General features: G+C 39.4%; 13 protein-coding genes. 6 read left to right on the top strand and 7 right to left on the bottom strand.

The window, feature by feature from the left end:
* Window positions 1-146: 146 nt before the first annotated feature.
* Entirely contained in the window at window positions 147-5,798 is a 5,652-nt protein-coding gene (locus UXI14_RS02855; protein WP_335964730.1) for an MBG domain-containing protein, read from the top strand.
* A gap of 23 nt (window positions 5,799-5,821) precedes the next feature.
* Entirely contained in the window at window positions 5,822-7,129 is a 1,308-nt protein-coding gene (locus tag UXI14_RS02860; RefSeq protein WP_335964731.1) for an OmpA family protein, read from the top strand.
* Between the two features lie 190 nt (window positions 7,130-7,319).
* Here the strand turns inward: UXI14_RS02860 and UXI14_RS02865 are convergent, their stop codons facing one another.
* From UXI14_RS02865 to UXI14_RS02875, 3 genes are all read right to left on the bottom strand, one after another.
* Complete coding sequence (locus UXI14_RS02865) at window positions 7,320-7,583, bottom strand: hypothetical protein (RefSeq protein WP_335964733.1); 264 nt, start codon at window positions 7,581-7,583, stop codon at window positions 7,320-7,322.
* Window positions 7,584-8,037: 454 nt separating this feature from the next.
* Window positions 8,038-8,955 (bottom strand): helix-turn-helix transcriptional regulator, encoded by a 918-nt coding sequence (locus UXI14_RS02870; RefSeq protein ID WP_335964735.1) that lies wholly within the window; start codon window positions 8,953-8,955, stop codon window positions 8,038-8,040.
* Between the two features lies 1 nt (window position 8,956).
* Window positions 8,957-9,790, bottom strand: coding sequence for an SDR family oxidoreductase (locus tag UXI14_RS02875; protein WP_335964736.1), 834 nt, complete (start codon window positions 9,788-9,790; stop codon window positions 8,957-8,959).
* 858 nt (window positions 9,791-10,648) lie between these two features.
* Between UXI14_RS02875 and UXI14_RS02880 the strand changes: the two genes are divergently transcribed.
* From UXI14_RS02880 to UXI14_RS02890, 3 genes are read left to right on the top strand one after another with little or no spacing between them, the layout of a single operon-like run.
* Entirely contained in the window at window positions 10,649-12,859 is a 2,211-nt protein-coding gene (locus tag UXI14_RS02880) for an alpha-galactosidase (protein ID WP_335964737.1), read from the top strand.
* Between the two features lie 47 nt (window positions 12,860-12,906).
* Window positions 12,907-13,923, top strand: a complete 1,017-nt coding sequence (locus tag UXI14_RS02885; RefSeq protein ID WP_277898319.1) for a GntR family transcriptional regulator — start codon at window positions 12,907-12,909, stop codon at window positions 13,921-13,923.
* Between the two features lie 2 nt (window positions 13,924-13,925).
* Window positions 13,926-14,492 carry an alpha/beta hydrolase gene (locus tag UXI14_RS02890; protein WP_335964738.1) on the top strand — a complete coding sequence of 189 codons (567 nt, stop codon included), beginning with the start codon at window positions 13,926-13,928 and terminating at the stop codon, window positions 14,490-14,492.
* A 60-nt stretch (window positions 14,493-14,552) separates the two neighbouring features.
* Here UXI14_RS02890 and UXI14_RS02895 read toward each other — a convergent pair whose 3' ends face one another.
* The 4 genes from UXI14_RS02895 to UXI14_RS02910 all read right to left on the bottom strand — a co-directional run bounded on the left by UXI14_RS02895 (window position 14,553) and on the right by UXI14_RS02910 (window position 17,105).
* Entirely contained in the window at window positions 14,553-15,287 is a 735-nt protein-coding gene (locus tag UXI14_RS02895) for a GNAT family N-acetyltransferase (RefSeq protein ID WP_335964739.1), read from the bottom strand.
* 7 nt (window positions 15,288-15,294) lie between these two features.
* On the bottom strand, window positions 15,295-15,639 hold the full coding sequence (locus UXI14_RS02900) for a DMT family transporter (protein WP_335964741.1): 345 nt from the start codon (window positions 15,637-15,639) through the stop codon (window positions 15,295-15,297).
* A gap of 125 nt (window positions 15,640-15,764) precedes the next feature.
* Window positions 15,765-16,463 carry a dienelactone hydrolase family protein gene (locus UXI14_RS02905; RefSeq protein ID WP_335964742.1) on the bottom strand — a complete coding sequence of 233 codons (699 nt, stop codon included), beginning with the start codon at window positions 16,461-16,463 and terminating at the stop codon, window positions 15,765-15,767.
* Window positions 16,464-16,535: 72 nt separating this feature from the next.
* On the bottom strand, window positions 16,536-17,105 hold the full coding sequence (locus tag UXI14_RS02910) for a Crp/Fnr family transcriptional regulator (protein ID WP_335964744.1): 570 nt from the start codon (window positions 17,103-17,105) through the stop codon (window positions 16,536-16,538).
* 282 nt (window positions 17,106-17,387) lie between these two features.
* On the opposite strand from UXI14_RS02910, the gene UXI14_RS02915 reads away from it, so the two are divergent.
* Entirely contained in the window at window positions 17,388-20,105 is a 2,718-nt protein-coding gene (locus tag UXI14_RS02915; protein WP_335964745.1) for a substrate-binding domain-containing protein, read from the top strand.
* Window positions 20,106-20,315 lie beyond the last annotated feature (210 nt).

Below are 20,315 nucleotides of genomic sequence, written 5' to 3' on the forward strand. Positions count from 1 at the left end.
AGTTTTATCGGATAAATATGTCTATTCATCTATAGATGAGTTGATTTAGTTGTTAAAAATTTCCAATTAAAATAATTACTGTTTAAATTTGAACCTTATTATAGCCGCATAACCTAAATCAATTCATTACTAACTAACCACCTGCTATGGATAAACTTTACCCTGCTCAAATCAAGTATTTATTTCTATTATTTATTTTTTCTACTGTAACAAGTGGTTTTAGTCAATCTTTTACGGAAACGTATGATGATAATCCAGGATTTTTCATTTCTAGCAATGATTTTACAAATGATGACATTAGATATCAGATTAGTGGCATTAATCCAAACTATGAAAATGCAACATCCAATAATACGCAGGCCTTATCTGAGGGCGGGGCCGGCGACTATGCTCTTCAATTTGATAGCGGTGGATTAGGAGGGATCTCTGAAATTATCATAAGTCTAAGTTCAGGGGGGAATTTTAGCCTAAGCTCTTTATCGTTTGATATAATAGCTGATGCAAACATAACTTTTTCTAGTAGCTCTGGAGGGAATGTGAGCTTCGCTTCAAATAACATCTCCGTTCATAATCAAAACTATGACTTCTCATCTGAGACAGGCTTTGATGACATCACAAGCTTTACAATTTCAGGAGGAAACATAGTTGTAGATTTGGATGATTTATCATACACTATTGGAAGTCCGGGCAATGTAGACCCTGTCATCACAGGCTTGCCTACTGACATCACGGTGGAAGAAGATGCCACGACCGATGTGTTTGATATTTCTGCGGCTACCATAAGTGATCCGGATGCAGGCAGTGGAGAACTCACCTTGACGCTGGAGGCCACAGGAGGTATATTCGATATAGCTACCGGAACGAGCATCACGATCACAGGTCATTTGACAAGCAACTTGACCTTGATTGGTAACCTGACCAATCTGAACAATTATATCAATATACCTACAAATATTTATTTTCGACCTGATGCTAACCTTAATGGAAATAATGCTGCCAACGTAAAAGTCTACATTAGTGATAATGGCAATACGGGCCCTGGTGGTGGAAGTAAACTATTAATGGGAACGGTAAATGTGGACATCACAGCGGTAAATGATCCGCCTGATTTATCACTTCCCGTTTCAGTGACTGTTGATGAAGATGTTAGTGCTGCATTGACGGGGATTACCTTTTCTGACTTCGATGCTGCCTCAGGAAATGCCACCGTACAAATGAGCGTAGGTGCGGGGAGCCTTTTTGCCATATCAGGAGGAGGTGTGACTGCCTCAGGCAATGGAACCACTTCCATCTCACTGACAGGTACCATTGCTAATATCAACACCTACATAGCAGGATCCAATGTGGAATTCCAAAACCAGCCTGGGAATTTGGCTAACCAAACACTTTCAGTTTCCATCAATGACAATGGAAATACAGGGAGCGGAGGAAACTTGAGCGATACCGGAACCATGGCAATCACTATTACAGCGGGAAATACCAGCCCAACTGCGGCTAGTTTTGTGGCAGCCAATGGACCCTACGAAAACCTGACCTATGTATTTGGTACAGGCGATTTTGGTTATTCAGATAGTGATGGAGATGCGCTTGACCACCTCATCATCAAAAGCCTGCCAACTGCTGGTACCTTGTACATGGATGCGGACAATGACGATACCTATGATGGCGGAGAAGAATTAAGCACCAATGATCCTGTGGGCAAGGCAAATTTGGATGCAGGAAACTTGCAATATATCCAAAATGGAAGCACCAATACTTCATTCCAGTTTGATGTAAGTGATGGAACGGATGCTAGCACCGTAAATTACACGGCCAGCCTGAATGTATCATCAGTTCCCACGGTGACACTCAGTGTAAATCCAATTTCCAAAGCCGAAAACCAGACAACAGCGACCACCATTACAGCGACACTTTCCAATAGTTACGGAGCAAATACTACCGTAAACCTATCCACCACCGGAGGTACGGCTACAAGCTCGGTGGACTATAGCTTAAGCGGCACAGTAATCAACATTCCAGCTGGAAGTACCACCGGGACGGTCACATTGCAAAACATCAATGATAATTTGTACGAAAGTAACGAAACCGCCATCTTGGAAATTAGCTCCGTCTCGAATGGTATAGAAGAGGGTACCCAACAGGTAACTTATACTATTGTCAATGATGATACCCCGCCCAATGCTTCCTTGGAGATACTGGACGTTTATAACCCCATTACCAATGAAGCGGGTGGACAAGCTTATGTGAGAGGGAAGATAGATAATCCCGCCGGGGTAACGGTCTCCATTCCGTTGTCATTTTCCGGAACTGCTACAGGAGGCGGAACAGATTATTCAATAACTGGTAGTGTGATTACCATATCGCCTGGTGAGGTAAGGGACAGTATTCGAGTGACTTCCCTATTTGATGGGTTGGAAGAAGGCGATGAAACGGTCATCATTGATATGAATGCCCCTACCAATGCGGTAGAAAATGGGACGCAACAGGTAACGCTTACAATTAAAGATGCCAATCTTTCGCCTCCAACGGGATATAGTGTGGCGATTGACCAAGTTGAAATCACAGCCATCAATCAAACAGTAGCCAGCTTTACCTTTGCTGGGGCAGAAGTGGGGGCTACCTATAATTATACATTCTCCAGTGATGGGGGCGGTACCAACGTGACGGGATCGGGAAGCATCGCCACGGCTACCGACCAAATCACGGGGATTGATCTTAGTGAATTGGGGGATGGGACGGTTACCCTTTCCGTGACGTTGACAGACAGCTTTGGTGGTACAGGGACAGCTGCGACGGACACAGCACCTAAAGATACTGCCGCTCCGACAGCTTTTACTGTCTCGATAGACCAAGGTTTTATTAATAGTTCAAATCAATCTTCCGCTAGTTTTACTTTTTCAGGAGCAGAGGTGGGGACGGCCTATAGTTATTCCTTTACAAGCTCTGGAGGAGGAACCCTATCGAGTGGAAGCGGAACAATTGCCACGGCCACGGACCAAATCACAGGAATAGATTTGAGTGGACTTTCGGAGGGCATGATCACCCTTTCAGTAACCCTGACAGATGGCTTTGGGAATGAAAGCAGCCCTGCTACGGATACTGTCACAAAGGACACCACACCGCCATCAGGATATTCGGTTTCCATGGATTTATTGGGAGAATCGCTGATCAACAGTATCAATGAATCACTCATTGAGTTTTCGGGCTCGGGGCTGGAGGTGGGCGCCACCTTGGACTATTCCTTTGAAAGTGATGGAGGAGGAAGTGTCGTGTCAGGCACTCAAACGACTACATCCACTAACCAGCAGTTTGATAATGGTGGTGCTGGGTTTGACCTTTCCGGACTGTCCGATGGCACGGTCACCTTGACCATTTATTTGGTAGATGCCGCTGGCAATCAAGGGACAAGTGTCACGGATACTGAAACGAAAGACGCGGGAGCTCCCTCAGGGTATACGGTTTCCTGGGACGATGCTTTGGTAAATGCTTCGGAGGCCGTTTCTACTTCATTCACCATTTCAAATGCTGAAGTAGGCTCCATGGCAAATTACAATATTTCATCCAGCGGAGATGGCAATACTGCGATTATTACCGGCAACAAATCGGTCAATAACTCGGAAGAAACGTTGACCGTGGATGTCAGTGGTTTGATGGATGGCACCTTGACTGTTACGGTTTTCCTTACCGATAATGGAGGGAACATTGGTGCCTCTGTCAATGACAATTCGGCTGTACTGGACCAGACCGCACCAAATGGCTATAGCGTGGCGATAGACCAAGACCCGGTGGATGAATCGAACCAGGGCGCGGCCAGCTTTACCTTTGCAGGGGCGGAAGCGGGGGCCACCTATAATTATACATTCTCCAGTGATGGGGGCGGTACCAGCGTGACGGGATCGGGAAGCATCGTTACTGCTACCGACCAAATCACGGGGATTGACCTTAGTGGGTTGGCCGACGGGACGGTTTCCCTTTCCGTGACTTTGACGGACGGCTTTGGTAATATTGGGGCAGCTGCGACTGATACAGCTCCTAAAGACACCAATGAAGCCCCTTCAGTCAGCGATCTTTCCATATCGGGAGTACTTACGGTAGGGGAGACCTTGATGGCCAGTTATACCTTCATCGACAACGATGGGGATACGGAAATCGGCTCCCGTTATCAATGGTACCGTTCTGATAATGCTTCCGGAACAGGAAAAACAGCAATATCAAGCTCCGATAATCGGCAATATACTTTACAGGCAGTAGATAAAGGAAAATACATCAGCTTTGAGGTGACGCCAAGCGACGGTAAAGATGATGGACCGAGCGTGGAAAGCAGCTTGGAAGGTCCTGTAAAAGTGGATCAAAACATAACTTTTGGGGCCATCGCATCCAAGATATATGGAGACTCGCCGTTCACCTTGGGCGAACTACAGACAGATGAAGGCCTGACCGTCACGTATGTGGCAGATGATCCTTCCGTGGTAAGTATAAGCGGAAATGAAGTCACCATCCTCCAGGCAGGGACTACCCAGATTACCGCATCCCAATCTGGTGATGGCGTAACGAACCCTGCCGATCAGGTAAGCCAAACATTGACCGTAAATAAAGCAGCCCTGACGGTAGCAGCAGAAGGCAAGTCCAAGGTTTACGGCGAAGCCGATCCTGCATTGACAGTAAGCTACTCGGGCTTTGTGAGCGATGATGATGAGGCGGACCTTGGCGGCAGCCTGACGGTAGCCCGTGCCACAGGCGAAGATACGGGGACTTATGCGATCACGGCCAGTGGTAAGACTTCAGTAAATTATACGATCAGTTACACTACGGGTGAACTTGTAATCACGCCGGCAACTTTGACCGTTTCGGCCAATGCCGGTCAGATGAAGGTTTATGGTACACCTGACCCTGAGCTAACTTATACAATTAATGGCCTTGTAAACAACGATACCGAAAACGTCTTAACGGGGGCCTTGTCGAGGGCCCCGGGAGAAGGAGCGGGAAGCTATCCGATCGATCTGGGGGATTTAAGCGCAGGGGACAATTATGACATTGCCTTTGAAACTTCTGAATTTGTAATAACAAAAGCTACTCAAGAGATTGTTTGGAATCAAGAATTGAATTTTAGTTGTGGCAGTAGTCCTGAAATTGCCCTGACCGCAACGGCCAGTAGCGGACTGCCCGTTTCCTATACGGTACAGGACCCGTCCATTGCAGAGATCATGGCGGGCGTTTTAAATAAAAAACAATCGGGGAGCACCTTGGTCATGGCACATCAACCGGGCGATGAGAACCATCTTCCGGCCACTTCTGTTGAAAAACGGGTGCTTATAAGCCAGGCCGGTCTTATCCGCCGGCATTGGGGGGATGTCCTGGTATTTGATAACAGCAGCGGAGATTTTGTGGGTTACCAGTGGTATAAGAACGGTGTGGCCGTTCCGGGTGCTACCGGACAGTATTATCATGAGATCGGTACTTTGAACGGAAACTATTATGTAACGGCAACCACGGAAGGAGGCGCTGTCATTACTTCTTGTTCGCTGGAACTGTCAGGAGAAGATTTTACAAAGAAAGTGAGCCTTGTTCCTAATCCCGTAGCGGCGAATTCAACATTTGTCCTGGAGAGCGATTTTGAAGGATCGCTATTAAACGGGGCCACTGTTGGCATCATCGACATTAGTGGAAGAGTCCTACAAACGCTACCGGCGACCGGTAACCGGACAAGGCTTGGTGCGCCATCACAATCGGGAATATATGTGGTATCACTAAGCCTGCCCAATGGTGAGAGAAAAACAGTAAACCTTTTGGTAAAATAAATAGCAAAATCAATCAGCAACCGATGAAAATAAAATTATTAACAGGCTTGTTACTAATAGGGGTACTATTAGGACAAGCTCAGGAAATAACATTGAAATTAAATGGGGGACTATCGGGGATCTCTTATGAAAGCCCCGTGGGAGATGGATCTTTGGGTCTTGGAGGGGGTATTGGTTTTGGATACACCTATTTTTTAAATGATCATTGGGGCATCCAGACCGGGATAGAAGCACAATATAACAGTAATACCTTTGAGCTGGACGATGGTCGGCAGGTCACCTCCAATGAGATAGACGATCAGGAGTCGGCTTTTGAGTACAGGGTAAGCGCCGTAAGTTATAAAGAAGAGCAGCACTTTTATTCTTTTGCCGTTCCGTTGCTGTTGCAGTACAGGGGAAATATCTCGTCAAAAACAGGATTTTATATAGGTTTTGGGGGAAGGGTATTGTTCCCGACCGGACAGAAAATAAAGGCCAGTGCGCAGACATTGTCCCTGAGCGGTTACTATCCCGATCTGGACCTGGAGATAAATGACCTGCCGGTGCATGGATTCGGTACTGTCAATGACTGGGAAGATGATACCAGTGTATCTCTAAGAACATCGGTGTTATTGAGCATGGAAGGCGGGCTTAGTTTCCAATTAAAGAAGAACCTAAAGCTGTATACGGGAGTATATGCCGATTACGGCCTTACGGATTTACAAGGGGAAGGCCCATCGTCAAACTTGGTGAGTTATAGCGCCGAGGGCATTGAGGCAACCGCCGCCAATGGTGTAATGGGTACTGACGGGATAGTGAAAAAAAGCAATTACCTCTCCGCGGGGATCCATGTGAAATTAGGTTTTCAGCTCGGGAAGAAGGATGTTCCAGAACAAGGGGAAGAGCGAATAGTCGCAAAAGAGCCCATCGAAGCGGAGGAGCAGGCACCGGTAGTTGTAGAAGGGCCTAGAGAAGAGGCAACAAAGCGTCCCGTCTTTACCGGTACGGAAATCGCTTATATAGAGGAGCCATTGGTCTTCGGCAATATCGACCGGACGGACATACCCGAACCATTGACAGGACGGTTAAACACCATTGCCGGTATGTTGAATAAAGAGGAGACCGCACAGCTCCAGATCACGGGTCATACGTGCAATGTGGGAAGTGAACCCTTAAATGAAAGGATCGGGATGGAAAGGGCGGAGGCGGTGGCCTCTTATTTAGAGGCACAAGGGGTGTCCAGGGACCGGATGGAGTTGATATCAAAAGGGGAATCGGAGCCTTTGCTGCCCAACACCTCTGCTGAAAACAGGGAAAAAAACAGGAGGGTTTCCATTGATGTGATTTTTTAAGCGCCCATTGTAAATAGGGCCCTGTCAAGTTAAACAAGACCTTTTTCGGGATATGCCTATCCTGACGAACCGCTATTGTCAAACCTGTTTTTTTCTGATCGATTTGTCCGGTCCATAGGCATATACGTTGCTTTTGGTCATCAGGCCTGAGATAACTTCCAAGTTTAAGGGGACGTTTACCGTGGTGTCCTTATCGGCGAGGTAAATCGGCCAGTTTGGATGCTGCATTGTAATACCCAAATTCTTTCCCGTCGATGAGCAAAAAATTATGTTTGATATCTACATCGGCCAGCTTCCCCTTAACTTTGTTCTGTCGGATTATATCTGTTTTGTAATTCCATATGTTGACCTTGCCCATAGGCCCATCAAAGTAGATGTCCCCATTATCGGCTATATGTTTAGGGCGTATTTGCTTTAATTCATCTGGGGTATCCAACAGTTTGAAATTATTCATAAGGATTATTCCATATATAATGATTCCACTTAAAATCGAAGGTGGGCAGTATGCTGTTTATTCTTGGCCTAAGAACAGTTTCCCTTGAACCTAATTGAAACGTAATTGGCCTTTGAACTCATAGTATTCCTCCTCGGTTAATTTCAATATGTCACAGTAATATTGCTTGATTTGGTTTCACGGGAAGATGAAAATGAGTTTTTTTAGATAACTGGTCCGAATTTATTAAAGAGTCGAGGGAATAAGATTTTGAACTTTACTATTTAACAATAGTAATTATATCAACAGAGAACAATACCTGCCAGGGCGAAAACTTTTCACAAATGCTTGGTTGTATCTCATATCTGCCAAATGACAAATAGATAACCAGCAGTGATTATTGCCTTTATAAAAGGGGAACTCGTTGAATAGATACTACATTTGGAGAGTACTCAAATTGTTTTCTTCTTAGCATTTAATTGAACGATGCCCTATACTGTAAAGGTGTTTGGTGGGTTTTCTTTTTAAACATACTACTAAAGGATTGGGGGTGTTGAAAACCTAAATTATATGCTATCTCTTTAACGCTTAAATTGGTAGTTGATATTAAATCCTTGGCCTCGTTTATTATGAAATTTTGAATATAGGTCTGTGCATTTTGACCAAGGAGGTTCCGTAGCATATCACTGAGATAACTTGGGGACATATTTAATTCTTCTGATAGGTATTTAACTGTAGGAAGCCCCGAAATACTAGCTTTCGTATTTAGATAATCACGAAGTATTTCTTCTATTTTTATTAATAGATCATTGTTTTCAGCATTCCTTGTAAGAAATTGCCGGTTATGAAATCTTCGTGAATAGTTTAGAAGAAGATCTATATGAGATATTACCAGATCTTGGCTATAATTATCAATGTTGTTTTTTAACTCATTTTTGATTTGTTGGAGCAGCGACATGATTATTTCATTTTCTTTCTCCGAAAGATGGAGCGCTTCGGCAATAGCATAGGAGAAAAAACCATAGGTGTTAATGACTTTTCCTAAGGGCGAATGACGAATGAAATCTGCTTTAAAAACTAACATAAAACCGGTTACCGGATTATTTGAGATATTGGTGACTGAAAAAATCTGTCCTGGCTTGGTAAAACTCATCATCCCATCATCAAAGTCATAATCACGCTGTCCATACTTAAACTTTCCTGAAGAACCTATCTTGCAGGCAACGCAATAGAAGTCATAAAAAAAACTTTCCCAAATTTCCCTATCATCAAACTTTATATTTTCAAAGTCAATGACACTTACCAATGGATGGTCGGGCTTATTTAAATGAAATAAGCTATGGAGCTCGGGTATTGATTTTATTTTTACCGGACCGGACTTTTTAATAGACATTTTATTTAAAATCAGTTTGTAAAGATAACTGTTTCCATTTTTCTAATTCTTCCCGTTCCCTTTCACGACTTTCCTTTATTGCATTAAAACTATCAGATCCTAACGGAAGATGTACGGGTGGGGATGACATTTTGGAAATTTTCAGTAAAACTTGAGCCAACTTTTTAGGGTCTCCTAATTGCATACCATCATAGCTTCGGAAAATTTCAACTTGTTTTTCCAAGTTATAACCCTCAATTGCATTTTTGGCAATTGATAGACTATCCTCACTCATAAAACTTGTACGAAAAGTACCAGGTGCCAGAATAGTAACATTGATACCAAAAGGTGCCAATTCCTGTGCAAGAGCTTCGGACATTCCTATTACCGCAAATTTAGAAGCGTTATAGCTGCCATTACCCGCATACCCTATATATCCCATCATAGAAGAGGTATTTATAATATGTCCACTTTTCTGACTTCGAAGATAAGGAAGTACATGGCGTATGACGTTTGCCATTCCAAATAGATTTACATCCATTGTCTTACGGAATTCCGCATCACTTAATTCTTCGATATTTCCCAATAAGTTATATCCTGCGTTATTAACAACAACATCTATGCGTCCAAAATGATGACAGCCAATATTTATAGCTTCCTTAACATCCTGTTCATTTGTGACATCTAAATCAAGGGCTAACAAATCAATCAGATTCCCACCGAGCTTTTCTAACATATTTTTGGGATTTCTCGAAGTAGCGATTACTTTATCTCCATTATTTAAAATAGCTTTTGTTATTTCGAGTCCCATCCCTTTAGATGCTCCGGTAATAAACCACACTTTTTTTGTAACCATAACTTTATTCTTTTTGTATGAAGCAAAATTGCATAGTAATTATATTAACGAAGTATTCCAATTGAAGAAATAAGTATTTGAATCGAGTAGGAAGCAAAGTGTGAATATTAGTATGCCGGAGATAATAAAAAACAAAACCTTCCATGCAGATTAATGTTTTGTTCTATGTAAGATAACTTGGCTCAATTAATAATACCAATGCCTGCAATTTGAAAACATCTTAAAAAGGACAGTTTCTTGTGATTTATAGGGGTGATAGACAAAGGGTGTATCGAAAAGAAAGAGAATAATTAGTAAAGAAGCGACTTGTGTTTTTTATTTTCCGAAGACCAAAGGGGGCGTAAAGGGGTCAAACAGGTTATTATGGGGCATGAATTTCCTGATTCAAAATAAAATTTTCATTTATTTTGAAAGGCTTCGTTAGTTATTAATCAGTAGTATTATAGCCATTGCTTCATTGATTTTAGTGGTTCGAACTTTTCCAGATATTATCGTTAGTTTTTCAGGGAAAATGGAAGAAATTAACTTTTTTTAGCGAAATACATCCCTTTAAATACAGGATATCCAATTTTGATATGCAATTACATGCTTTTTTCCAGTAAGGAATTAATATTAAAATTGCCACCTTGAAAACCAGATATTTTAGGTTTTGTTTTGATGATTTCTTCTTCGCACTCTGATTTTATAGTACGGAAGTCCTAAGCATCAAAATTAGTATTTCCGTCAAGTCTTATATTTAAAAAAAAGAATAAAAGTTTTTTGAATTAATCAATTTATAGTATTATTGTGGAATAGAATAGAACAGTTTAATTAATAGTTGAAATTTAAATAATAATATTTATTAATATCATAGTAAAAATGTCAAGTACTTTATCCAATCTCAAGAAATGTTGCATTATGGCCATGGTAACATTTTTAATTCCATGCCTTTCTTATAGTCAGAAACTAGTTTCTGTTAATACCGAAACCAATGCATTGGTATTTACTGTTAATGAAAATAATGAATTAAATACATTGTATTTTGGGGATAAATTAAAAAATTCTTCAGAATATGAGCTCATTGCAAAGCATTATAAGCAAGGAACGGATTATTCTGAAATTTATAATTCTATATATACCCCGGCAGGGTCTAAAAATCTTTTGGAACCAGCAATAAATATCACGCATACAGATGGAAATACTTCTTTAAGCTTGGAATATATAAACGCTGAAACCAATGAGGTTGAACCTAATGTGCACCTAACTAAAATTGTTTTACAAGACAAAGTCTATGATCTTGAAGTAGACCTTTTCTTCAAAGCTTATTATAAAGAAGATGTTATAGAAACATGGACAGAAATACATAATAATGAAAAGGGAAGAATAAGATTGCATAAATTTGCATCGGTAAATTTGTACCTTTATGGGGATAATGATTTTTGGTTAACCCATTATAGTGGAGATTGGGCTCAGGAGATGAGACCAGAAGAAACAAGATTGTCTCACGGAATCAAAGTGTTGGACTCTAAGTTAGGAACACGAGCCAATTTATTTCAACCGTCAGTTTTTATGGTGTCTATAGGAAAACCTGCTACAGATAATGAAGGTACGGTACTAATGGGTGGTTTGGAATGGTCTGGGAACTTTCGCAATGAATTTGAGGTGGACCCATTGAATAACTTACGAATTCTTTCTGGTATTAATAACTATGCTTCTGATTTTGAATTAAAAAAAGGGGAAGCTTTTACTACGCCTAAATTTTGGTTCTCATTATCACGTACCGGAAAAGGAGATGCTAGCCGAAACATTCACAATTGGGCTCGAAACTACAAAGTATTGGACGGAAAAGGCACCCGTTTAACCCTACTTAATAATTGGGAAGCTACATATTTTGATTTCAATGAAAAGAAACTTAAAAAGTTAATTGAAGATGCTGATAAGTTGGGAGTAGACCTGTTTTTATTAGACGATGGGTGGTTTGGGAACAATTATCCGAGAAATGCCGATAATGCTGGACTTGGTGATTGGGAGGTGAATCAAAAAAAGTTGCCCAACGGAATAGGGACATTGGTAAAGACAGCGGAGAAAAACAACGTCAAATTTGGTATTTGGATAGAGCCGGAAATGGTAAATCCAGATAGTGACTTGTATCATGAGCATCCCGAATGGGTAATTAAACAACCCATGCGTGAGGAACATTACTTTAGGAACCAGCTGGTTTTGGATCTTTCCAATCCAGATGTGCAAGACTTTATATTTAATGTAGTTGATGGTCTCTTTACCGAAAATCCAAATTTGGCGTATATTAAATGGGACTGTAATTCGGTTATTTATAATGCACATTCTGATTATCTTAAAGATGATGAGCAATCTGAATTGTATATAAAGTATGTTCAAGGTCTTTATAATGTACTGGAACGAATTAGAGAAAAATACCCAAAAGTTCCAATGATGTTATGCTCGGGCGGTGGCGGAAGAGTTGATTATGGAGCAATGGAATATTTTACAGAGTTCTGGCCGAGCGACAATACAGATCCGCTTGAGAGAGTGTTTATGCAGTGGGAATATTCATATTTTTATCCATCTTCAACCATTGCTGCCCATGTTACGGATTGGGGAAATCAATCTATTAAATTTAAGACAGATGTAGCAATGATGGGGAAAATGGGCTTTGATATTGTGGTTGATGAATTGCCCAAAGATGAGCTTGAATTTTGCCAGAGAGCGATAAAGAATTACAATGAGCTGGAAAATGTTATTTGGCAAGGGGATTTATACAAGTTAAAAAACCCATGGAAAAACGAACTGGCTTCTTTAATGTATGTGGGACAGGATAAAAAGAAAGCTATTGTATTTAATTATTTGGTGAATTATCGTTACGAGAAAGGAAGTCATTCTCCAATTAAGTTAAAAGGGCTAAATCCGGCCTCCATATATGAAGTTGAGGAAATTAATGTTTTTCCTGGTCATGAACCAATTATAAATAAAGAGCATTATAGTGGAGATTTCTTAATGAAAATAGGGGTTAATCCAAAGGTAAGCTCGGGGCATCCAAGTGTGGTGCTTCGACTAAAAGAGGTTTCAAATTAGGGTAAATCCAATAGAACATAATATATTTAGCATAAAATAAAATATAAATGGATCAAATTGTCCAGCAAATTAAGGAATTAGAATCTGTTAATTCACTTTCGAAACATGAGCAGATCGTTCAAGGAATTTTGAATGCAATCAATGAAAAACATGTTTCAAAGGGAGATATGTTGCCCTCTGTTAATAAAATGATTCAGGAATTGGGTTTTGCAAGAGAAACCATTGTTAAGGCATATAAGGAACTTGTTCATAGTGGGATTATCGAGTCCAAAAATAGATTGGGATATTTTGTGGCTACTGAGGATACACAACAGGAGCTGAAAGTAGCCTTAGTTATTTTCGCTTTTGATATTTTTCAAGAAACATTTTATGAGAACTTTAGAAATGGTCTAGGCGATTCCATTCAATTAGATATTTTCTTTCATCATAATAATTTTGAAACATTTGATACAATTGTTAATAATATCAGAGGTAAATATGGAATGTATGTTATAGCGCCTATTCCTCATAAAAGCACCCCTGAATTGTTGAGACAGCTCCCGGTTAATCGGGTTCTGTTGGTGGATAGGTTTGTGAAAACAAAAGAAGATTATAGTTACGTGGTTCAGGAATTTAGAGAATCTTCTTATCAGGCATTTTGTAAACTGAAAGATAAAATCCAGAAGTTTGATCAAGTAGTTTTTTTCTTTAAATCAAATTCTGCCGAACCCAATGAGATATTGGAGTCGTTCAATCAATTTGTGAAAGATCACCATATAAACTCTGTTATTCGTGATAATTATAAGCCGGGATCTTTAGAAAAAGGAAAAGTATATTTTACCATACATAACCTGGAATTATGGGAAATGCTAAAAGATACCAAGGCCAAAGGTTTTGTTTTAGGTAAAGACGTGGGGTTTATTTCTCATAATGATGATATTGTAAAAGAAATCATCTTTGACGGCGTAACCACATTTTCTACTGACTTTTCCAAAATGGGAACACGGGCAGCAGAATTTGTTAAAAGTGGTGAGAAAATTAAAGTAGTTGTTCCAACAGTCCTTATTGAGAGAAACTCTTTGTAAAAATGAATGTAGTTGTATTTGGGAGTTTTGTATTTTGTACATTATTGATAGCGCAAACGGTTGTGTTTGAGAACCCCGACCGGATTTTAAAAGCAGTCTTGATTGGGACGAACCCGCCTGGACACAATAAGGAGCCCATTGAAGAAGCTTTTTACAAAGCTGCCCTCAAGCCCATAAACGATATAGAAGATGAATATGTTCTTTTCTTCGAACCGGCATCGGATGATAGTAAAATGGCGGCAGATGCCTCTCATAAACGTATTTATGATCGTTTGGATGTTGCAAAAATACCTTCAGACCAAGAAATTTTTCAACGTTATTTTTCAGCTTCAAAAGAATTTAGAGAAGACCCGTACCAGTATAGAGATAAGATTACGGAAATATCATGCCCCGTATTGGTAATATCGGGAGACCATGATATTAGTTTTGCTGTTGAAAATTGGTTTCCCCTGTTGAGAAAAGCAAAAAAAATTCAACATTTCATCCTGCCAGATAGCGGACATGGACCTCATCACCAAGCCCCAAAGTTAATTGCCGAATACATTAAAGTATTCATAATGAATAGCTAGTTTATTACGGTTCTCTGGTTTGCATTGGTTGTACATACATAAAAATGGTTTTGGCATATATTAATTTGACTTTCTAAGAACATAGTTTTTCATTACAAAATCTTGAGAAAACCCAACGTTTTTATAGATGTTCTTACCCATGGCTGAAGCTTGCAGTGTTGCCAAATTTTTCTTACCATCAATGGCTTGGTTGAGGAGCTTTAAGATTACTTCTTCAGCAAGGCCTTGTTTTCTATATGTGGGAACGATACCCATTCCATGAATTCCTATAACAGTACCTGTTTCGTATGTAATAGCTGTACCTATGGGTTCCGTGTCAAGATAGACCAAATAATAATTAATTTGCTTTTTTGTATGAAGGATGGTGGCTGCTGAAATAACATACCCAAAACTTTGCGGATATATGTTCTCCCAAATAGCAGCTTCTTTGTCCGTAACGATTCTTTTTAGCTGTACCCGTTTTTGATGTTCAAATTTCATTTTTAATTCAAGGGACATTCCTATCTGTTCGGATTTTACAAGAAACCCTCTTTTTTCAAAGAGCTCAAATGCATCACTCTTAAAATCATCCCAATAGCTAATGCTCAATACATGGTTTGAATGCTTTATTACTTGAGACATTTCTTCTATACTATCACGGTCGGCCAATCTGTTGAGCCAAATTCGGTTTGGCCATTGTGCGCCCGGTACAAGGCTGTGACTAAATCTTTTATCTTCGGTATATTGTCCTGAAGCAGTCCCGGCTATTTGCCATAGAGAAGTTAAATTGTGTATGTTTTCAGTTAAATTTTTCATTTTCATGCTATTTTGAAGTTATCAATAGTATTCCCAATATCATTGCTGCCATTCCCGTTAATCTTTTTGTAGTGATGGGTTCAACTGGTAAATTTAGCCAGCCAAAATGCCCGGCAATAATTGAAAAAATAAGCTGGCCGCACAGTCCTAAAGCCATCATTTTGGCGATGCCAATTTTTGGTATGGCAAAATAGTATAGTGTAATTCCGGTAACGCTAAAAAGGCCTCCGACAAACCATAAGTAGCACGGCACTTGCTTTGCTGTATGTATGCTGATATTATCTTTAGAAAATAGTAAAACAAAAACAATGGCAAATATTGCCCCGCTGGAATAGGTTGAAATCGATGCCAAAAATGGGCTTTTTAACTAGGGTTCCTAACTGTGCGCTATATGCAGATTGTACCGCCAAGCATATTCCACCAAAAAAGGCAATTATTGTTGTATAATATTGGTTCATAGCAGTTGCTTTATAAAAGTTATTTCAATATCTCAGCCAAAAATTGAAGTGCATGTTCCCATGCACGATTAGCCATGACTTTGTTGTAATCGGAAGATTTTGGATTGGTAAAAGTATGTTTGCTGTTCCCATATGTAATCAGTTGCCAATCGGCATTGCTTTCCTTCATTTCCAGGATCGAGTTCTCATAATCTTCTTTTGTAACTGTATGGTCATCTGCTGGGTGTTGTATTAAAACTTTGGCATCAAAAGCATCATTATTCCGTCTTGGGTCTTTGTAAAGCGAACCGTGGATGCAGATAATTCCGACAACGGGAAGTTTTCCCCGGGCAGCCTCCAGGGCTCCGGTTCCTCCGAAACAATATCCCATGACTGCTATTTTGTGTGGATTGGCTCCGGCTTTGATTAATTCGGTTAGCGCTACTGAAATCCGTTTTTGATAATGCTCAAAATGTTGTTTGTACCATTTTGAAGTTTTTGAAGCTTCTTCACTGTCTTCAGGAATGTTTCCTTCCCCATAAATATCGGCTATAAAAGCCATATAGCCTTCGGCCTGCAAATTTAAGGCCGCATTTTTTGCTTCGTCATCAATGCCTAGCCATGCCGGCAATATTAAGATTGCGGGAAGGTCTTGTCCTTTATTGGAAGTGATGAATCCATTTAATTTATCATCTTGGCATTGGTAGGAGATTGGCAGTACTTGTTGTGCGGGTCTCATATCTTTTCTGTTTTCTACAAAACAAAAGTATGAGCTTTACATTGTTCGACTCTTTACATATGTTGAGTGGACCTATTTTTCTTTCAATTTTTTACGGATCCGGCTCAATTGCGTGGGTGTGATTCCAAGGTTTGAAGCAATGTGCTGTAATGGAATCCGTTTATCGATATCCGGATATTTATTTAAGAGTTTTTCATATCGGGTACTTGCATCTTGCATAACGATAGAAATTTCCCTTTGCTCTTTTTCAATAACCCAATTCTTTTCCAGGTAAGCAATGTAAAAATTTTTTAGTTCCTCGTTGGAATAAATCAACTTTTTATATTGTTGGTGGTTAAGGCTTAACACGGAGGTGTCTTCAATGGCCTGTAATGTAAATTCGGACGGGGTATTTAATAGAGCTGAAACAGTAGAGCCCGCAAAATGATCTTCCATGAAGATATTTTTATTATAGGTGTTTCCGTGGTCATCGGTAAAATATGCAATTAGGGCGCCATTATGAATGTAGTATAATTTTTTGGATACCTGACCCATAGAAAGCAGCACTTCGTTTCTTTCTAATTTCTGAAATTCGGCTATGCTCGCAACTAGTTGAAATGCTTCATTTGAAATGGGGCAATAGCTCAATATAAACGTCTTCAATTTAGATAAAATTTTTTCTTCTTCATGCATATGTTTACATTTATTTGTTCGGGGTTAATTTTTCTTCGTGTTGTATACAAATTTATTCTTTATTTAGATGAGTTTTATGACATAACCCAACGTAAAACACAAAAAGATTAAGGCCTCCCTTTAAGTTAGTATTGTGGGATGATTAAAAAACCATAGCAGCGGCCGTTATATAAAATTTAATGCAGCATGCTCCATTAATTTATTTTAATAATTACATTATGTTTGGTTAACTTGGGTTATTATTGCATTATCATGAGGACTTGTTACATACCTTACTTTTTATTACTAATATCAACATGTATTTCCTGTGGGCCCAAGGAGGCCAAGAACCACATTCAGGTTGGTTTTGCACAGGCCATGAGCTCGGATAACTGGAGAAAGGAGATGGAAAAGGGCATGCAGGTCCAATCTTCTTTATATCCTCATGTAAAACTGGAAATAAAAAACGCCAATAATAATGTAGAAAGTCAAATTCAGCAAATCCATGACTTTATTGATGAACGCGTGGACGTTCTTATTGTTTCCCCCATTAAGTCCAAACCGGTAACCGCTGCTATTGAAAATGCCTTAAAGGCCGGGATCCCCACCATAATTATTGACCGTAAGATTGATGGCAATAACTATACGGCATATATTGGAGCAAATAATATGGATATAGGAAAAGATGCGGCTAAATATATTTTATCGGGAATAAAAGATTTTACTTCGGTCGTTCAAATTACCGGAGATATAGCCTCATCGCCTGCAAGGGAACGCCAGTTAGGGTTTGAATCTGTACTAAAGAAATCAGAAAAAGTGAAACTGTTGGCCACCATACACGGCGATTGGGAGAAACCATCGGTTACGGGGCCTTTGGACAAACTTCTCGATAGCATGACCCCTGGTTATATATTTGCCCATAATGACCGTATGGCCATGGGAGTTTGGGAAGTACTTAAGCAACATGACCTTCAAAATAAAGTAAAAATTGTTGGAGTAGATGGGTTATATGGTCCAAATGGAGGGATACAATATGTAAAGGACAAAATATTATTGGCTACCATTTTATACCCCACGGGTGGAGCAGAAGCAATCGACCTTGCAGTGAAAATAGTTAATGGGGAGTTTGTACATAAAAACAATACGTTGAACACAGTGGTAATCGATTCGGTAAATGTGGATTTGATGCAAAACCAGTTTAATAAACTTGTGGAGCAACAAAACGATATAGAAGGTCAACAACAAGTAATCAATGAGCAAGTAAAGGCCTACCAATCGCAAAACAGCATGATAAAATTAATGATTGGCTTGCTGGTTTTATTGTTGGCATTGGCACTATGGAGCATATATTCAGCTGTAAAAATTAGCCGCAGCAAGCGTAAATTGGAAATAATTAACGAAAAGATAAAAACGCAGCGTAACCAAATAAAAAAGTTTGCTCAACAGTTAAAAGAATCCAACGATAGCAAAATTAATTTTTTTACGGCTTTATCACATGAATTTAAAACCCCGCTCACACTTATTACAAGTTCGGTAGAAACTATTTTTGAACAAAATAAGGCCCTTGTTGGGCAATCTTCTTTTGAAATGAATCTTATTATAAACAATTCCAAACGTTTAATAAGGCTTATTAATGAATTATTGGACTTTAGAAAGTTAGAAACAGATTCTTTTACTTTAAAGCCAAGAAAATCCGATATAAAAGAAATCATGGAACACGTACTTGGCGATTTTAAACTGGAAGCTGTTAAGCACTCCGTTCAATTGAAGGTAAAGTACCCCAAGAGCCCATGCTATCTTTGGGTGGATACCAATGCCCTTGACAAGGTTTTCTTTAACGTGCTCTCCAATGCCATGAAGTTTACACCGGCTCATGGAAAAATAGAGGTCGAAATTTTTGAAGAAGAAGAAAAGGTGAAAATATGCATAAGAGATACCGGAATTGGCATTCCCCAAGAAGACATACAGAATATCTTTAATCCATTTGTACAAGCAAGTAACAATGATAGGCCTAGCTCTGGCTTGGGCTTATATATTGCCAAACAATTTATAGAATTGCACAAAGGAACCATAGCAATCCATACACAAAAGGGAACAGAATTCATTATTGTTATCCCCAAGGGAAATAAACACCTTCAACATATAAAAATATATCCCGATAATATACAAATTGCTGAAGAATTTGAGAATCACTTAAAACCTTCTGAACCTGAAAGTATATTGTTTGAGCCCGCATCTGTGCAGGATAATTTTTCTGATTTGCTTATTATTGAAGACAATACAGACCTGTGCCATTTACTGGTAAAACAATTAAAAAACGATTACAATATCTATATCTCCATAGGAAACGATGCCATTGAAAAAGCACTTGATATAATTCCAGATATCGTTATTTGCGATTTAAACCTTCCGGAAACTTCCGGTTTCGAATTGGCCAAAAAACTAAAAGAAGACCTTAGAACTTCACATATCCCGGTTATCGTTTTAACGGCCATGGGCGATGAAGATTCATATATAAAAGCAATGAATGCCGGAGCCGATTTTTATATCACCAAGCCTTTCCAGATGGATGCTCTTAAACAGGTATTAAAAACAATTTTATACAATAGGGAGCGTTTGCGGTATTATTATACAAATAAATTGGATAGTATTGCAAGTGTTGGTTTTGACAAAGACGAGCAGGACTTTGTAAAAAAAATAAATACGTATGTGCTCGAAAATTTAAACAACCCGGAATTTTCCGTCGAAGAACTGGCTAAGGAATTGCATATATCAAGGGTGCAACTTTACCGAAAGGTCAAGGCCATATTGGGGGTTTCTATCAGTGATTATATAAATGGCGTTCGCTTGGAAAAAGCCCAGGAATTATTACAGGATTCTTCACTCCATATTTCTGAAATTGCATACGGGGTAGGTTTTTCATCACCCGGATATTTTTCCACTGCATTTAAAAATAAATACGGAATTACACCAAAACGCTATAGGAATTAAAAACGATTTTTTTACTTCAACGTTATCGATAACCATTTTTATGTATCAATTTTTAAAGTAATGTTACATAATCAAAACTACAACGTTGTAGGGCTTAATTGGTTGTATGAAGTAACTTGCTGAAAATAAAATTGTTATATATGAATATGTTATTGATTAACAATTTTAGAACTTTTTGAATTTTCCTTAAAATATAGGTCGGTTTTTTAA

Source organism: Galbibacter sp. PAP.153 (assembly GCF_037029175.1).
GTDB lineage: Bacteria > Bacteroidota > Bacteroidia > Flavobacteriales > Flavobacteriaceae > Galbibacter > Galbibacter pacificus.

Coding starts and splice junctions, on each gene's coding strand:
- UXI14_RS02895 (WP_335964739.1), bottom strand. CDS start 15,287: ATGAAAAATTTAACTGAAAACATACACAATTTAACTTCTCTATGGCAA.
- UXI14_RS02865 (WP_335964733.1), bottom strand. CDS start 7,583: ATGAATAATTTCAAACTGTTGGATACCCCAGATGAATTAAAGCAAATA.
- UXI14_RS02915 (WP_335964745.1), top strand. CDS start 17,388: ATGAGGACTTGTTACATACCTTACTTTTTATTACTAATATCAACATGT.
- UXI14_RS02870 (WP_335964735.1), bottom strand. CDS start 8,955: ATGTCTATTAAAAAGTCCGGTCCGGTAAAAATAAAATCAATACCCGAG.
- UXI14_RS02860 (WP_335964731.1), top strand. CDS start 5,822: ATGAAAATAAAATTATTAACAGGCTTGTTACTAATAGGGGTACTATTA.
- UXI14_RS02855 (WP_335964730.1), top strand. CDS start 147: ATGGATAAACTTTACCCTGCTCAAATCAAGTATTTATTTCTATTATTT.
- UXI14_RS02890 (WP_335964738.1), top strand. CDS start 13,926: ATGAATGTAGTTGTATTTGGGAGTTTTGTATTTTGTACATTATTGATA.
- UXI14_RS02875 (WP_335964736.1), bottom strand. CDS start 9,790: ATGGTTACAAAAAAAGTGTGGTTTATTACCGGAGCATCTAAAGGGATG.
- UXI14_RS02885 (WP_277898319.1), top strand. CDS start 12,907: ATGGATCAAATTGTCCAGCAAATTAAGGAATTAGAATCTGTTAATTCA.
- UXI14_RS02880 (WP_335964737.1), top strand. CDS start 10,649: ATGTCAAGTACTTTATCCAATCTCAAGAAATGTTGCATTATGGCCATG.
- UXI14_RS02905 (WP_335964742.1), bottom strand. CDS start 16,463: ATGAGACCCGCACAACAAGTACTGCCAATCTCCTACCAATGCCAAGAT.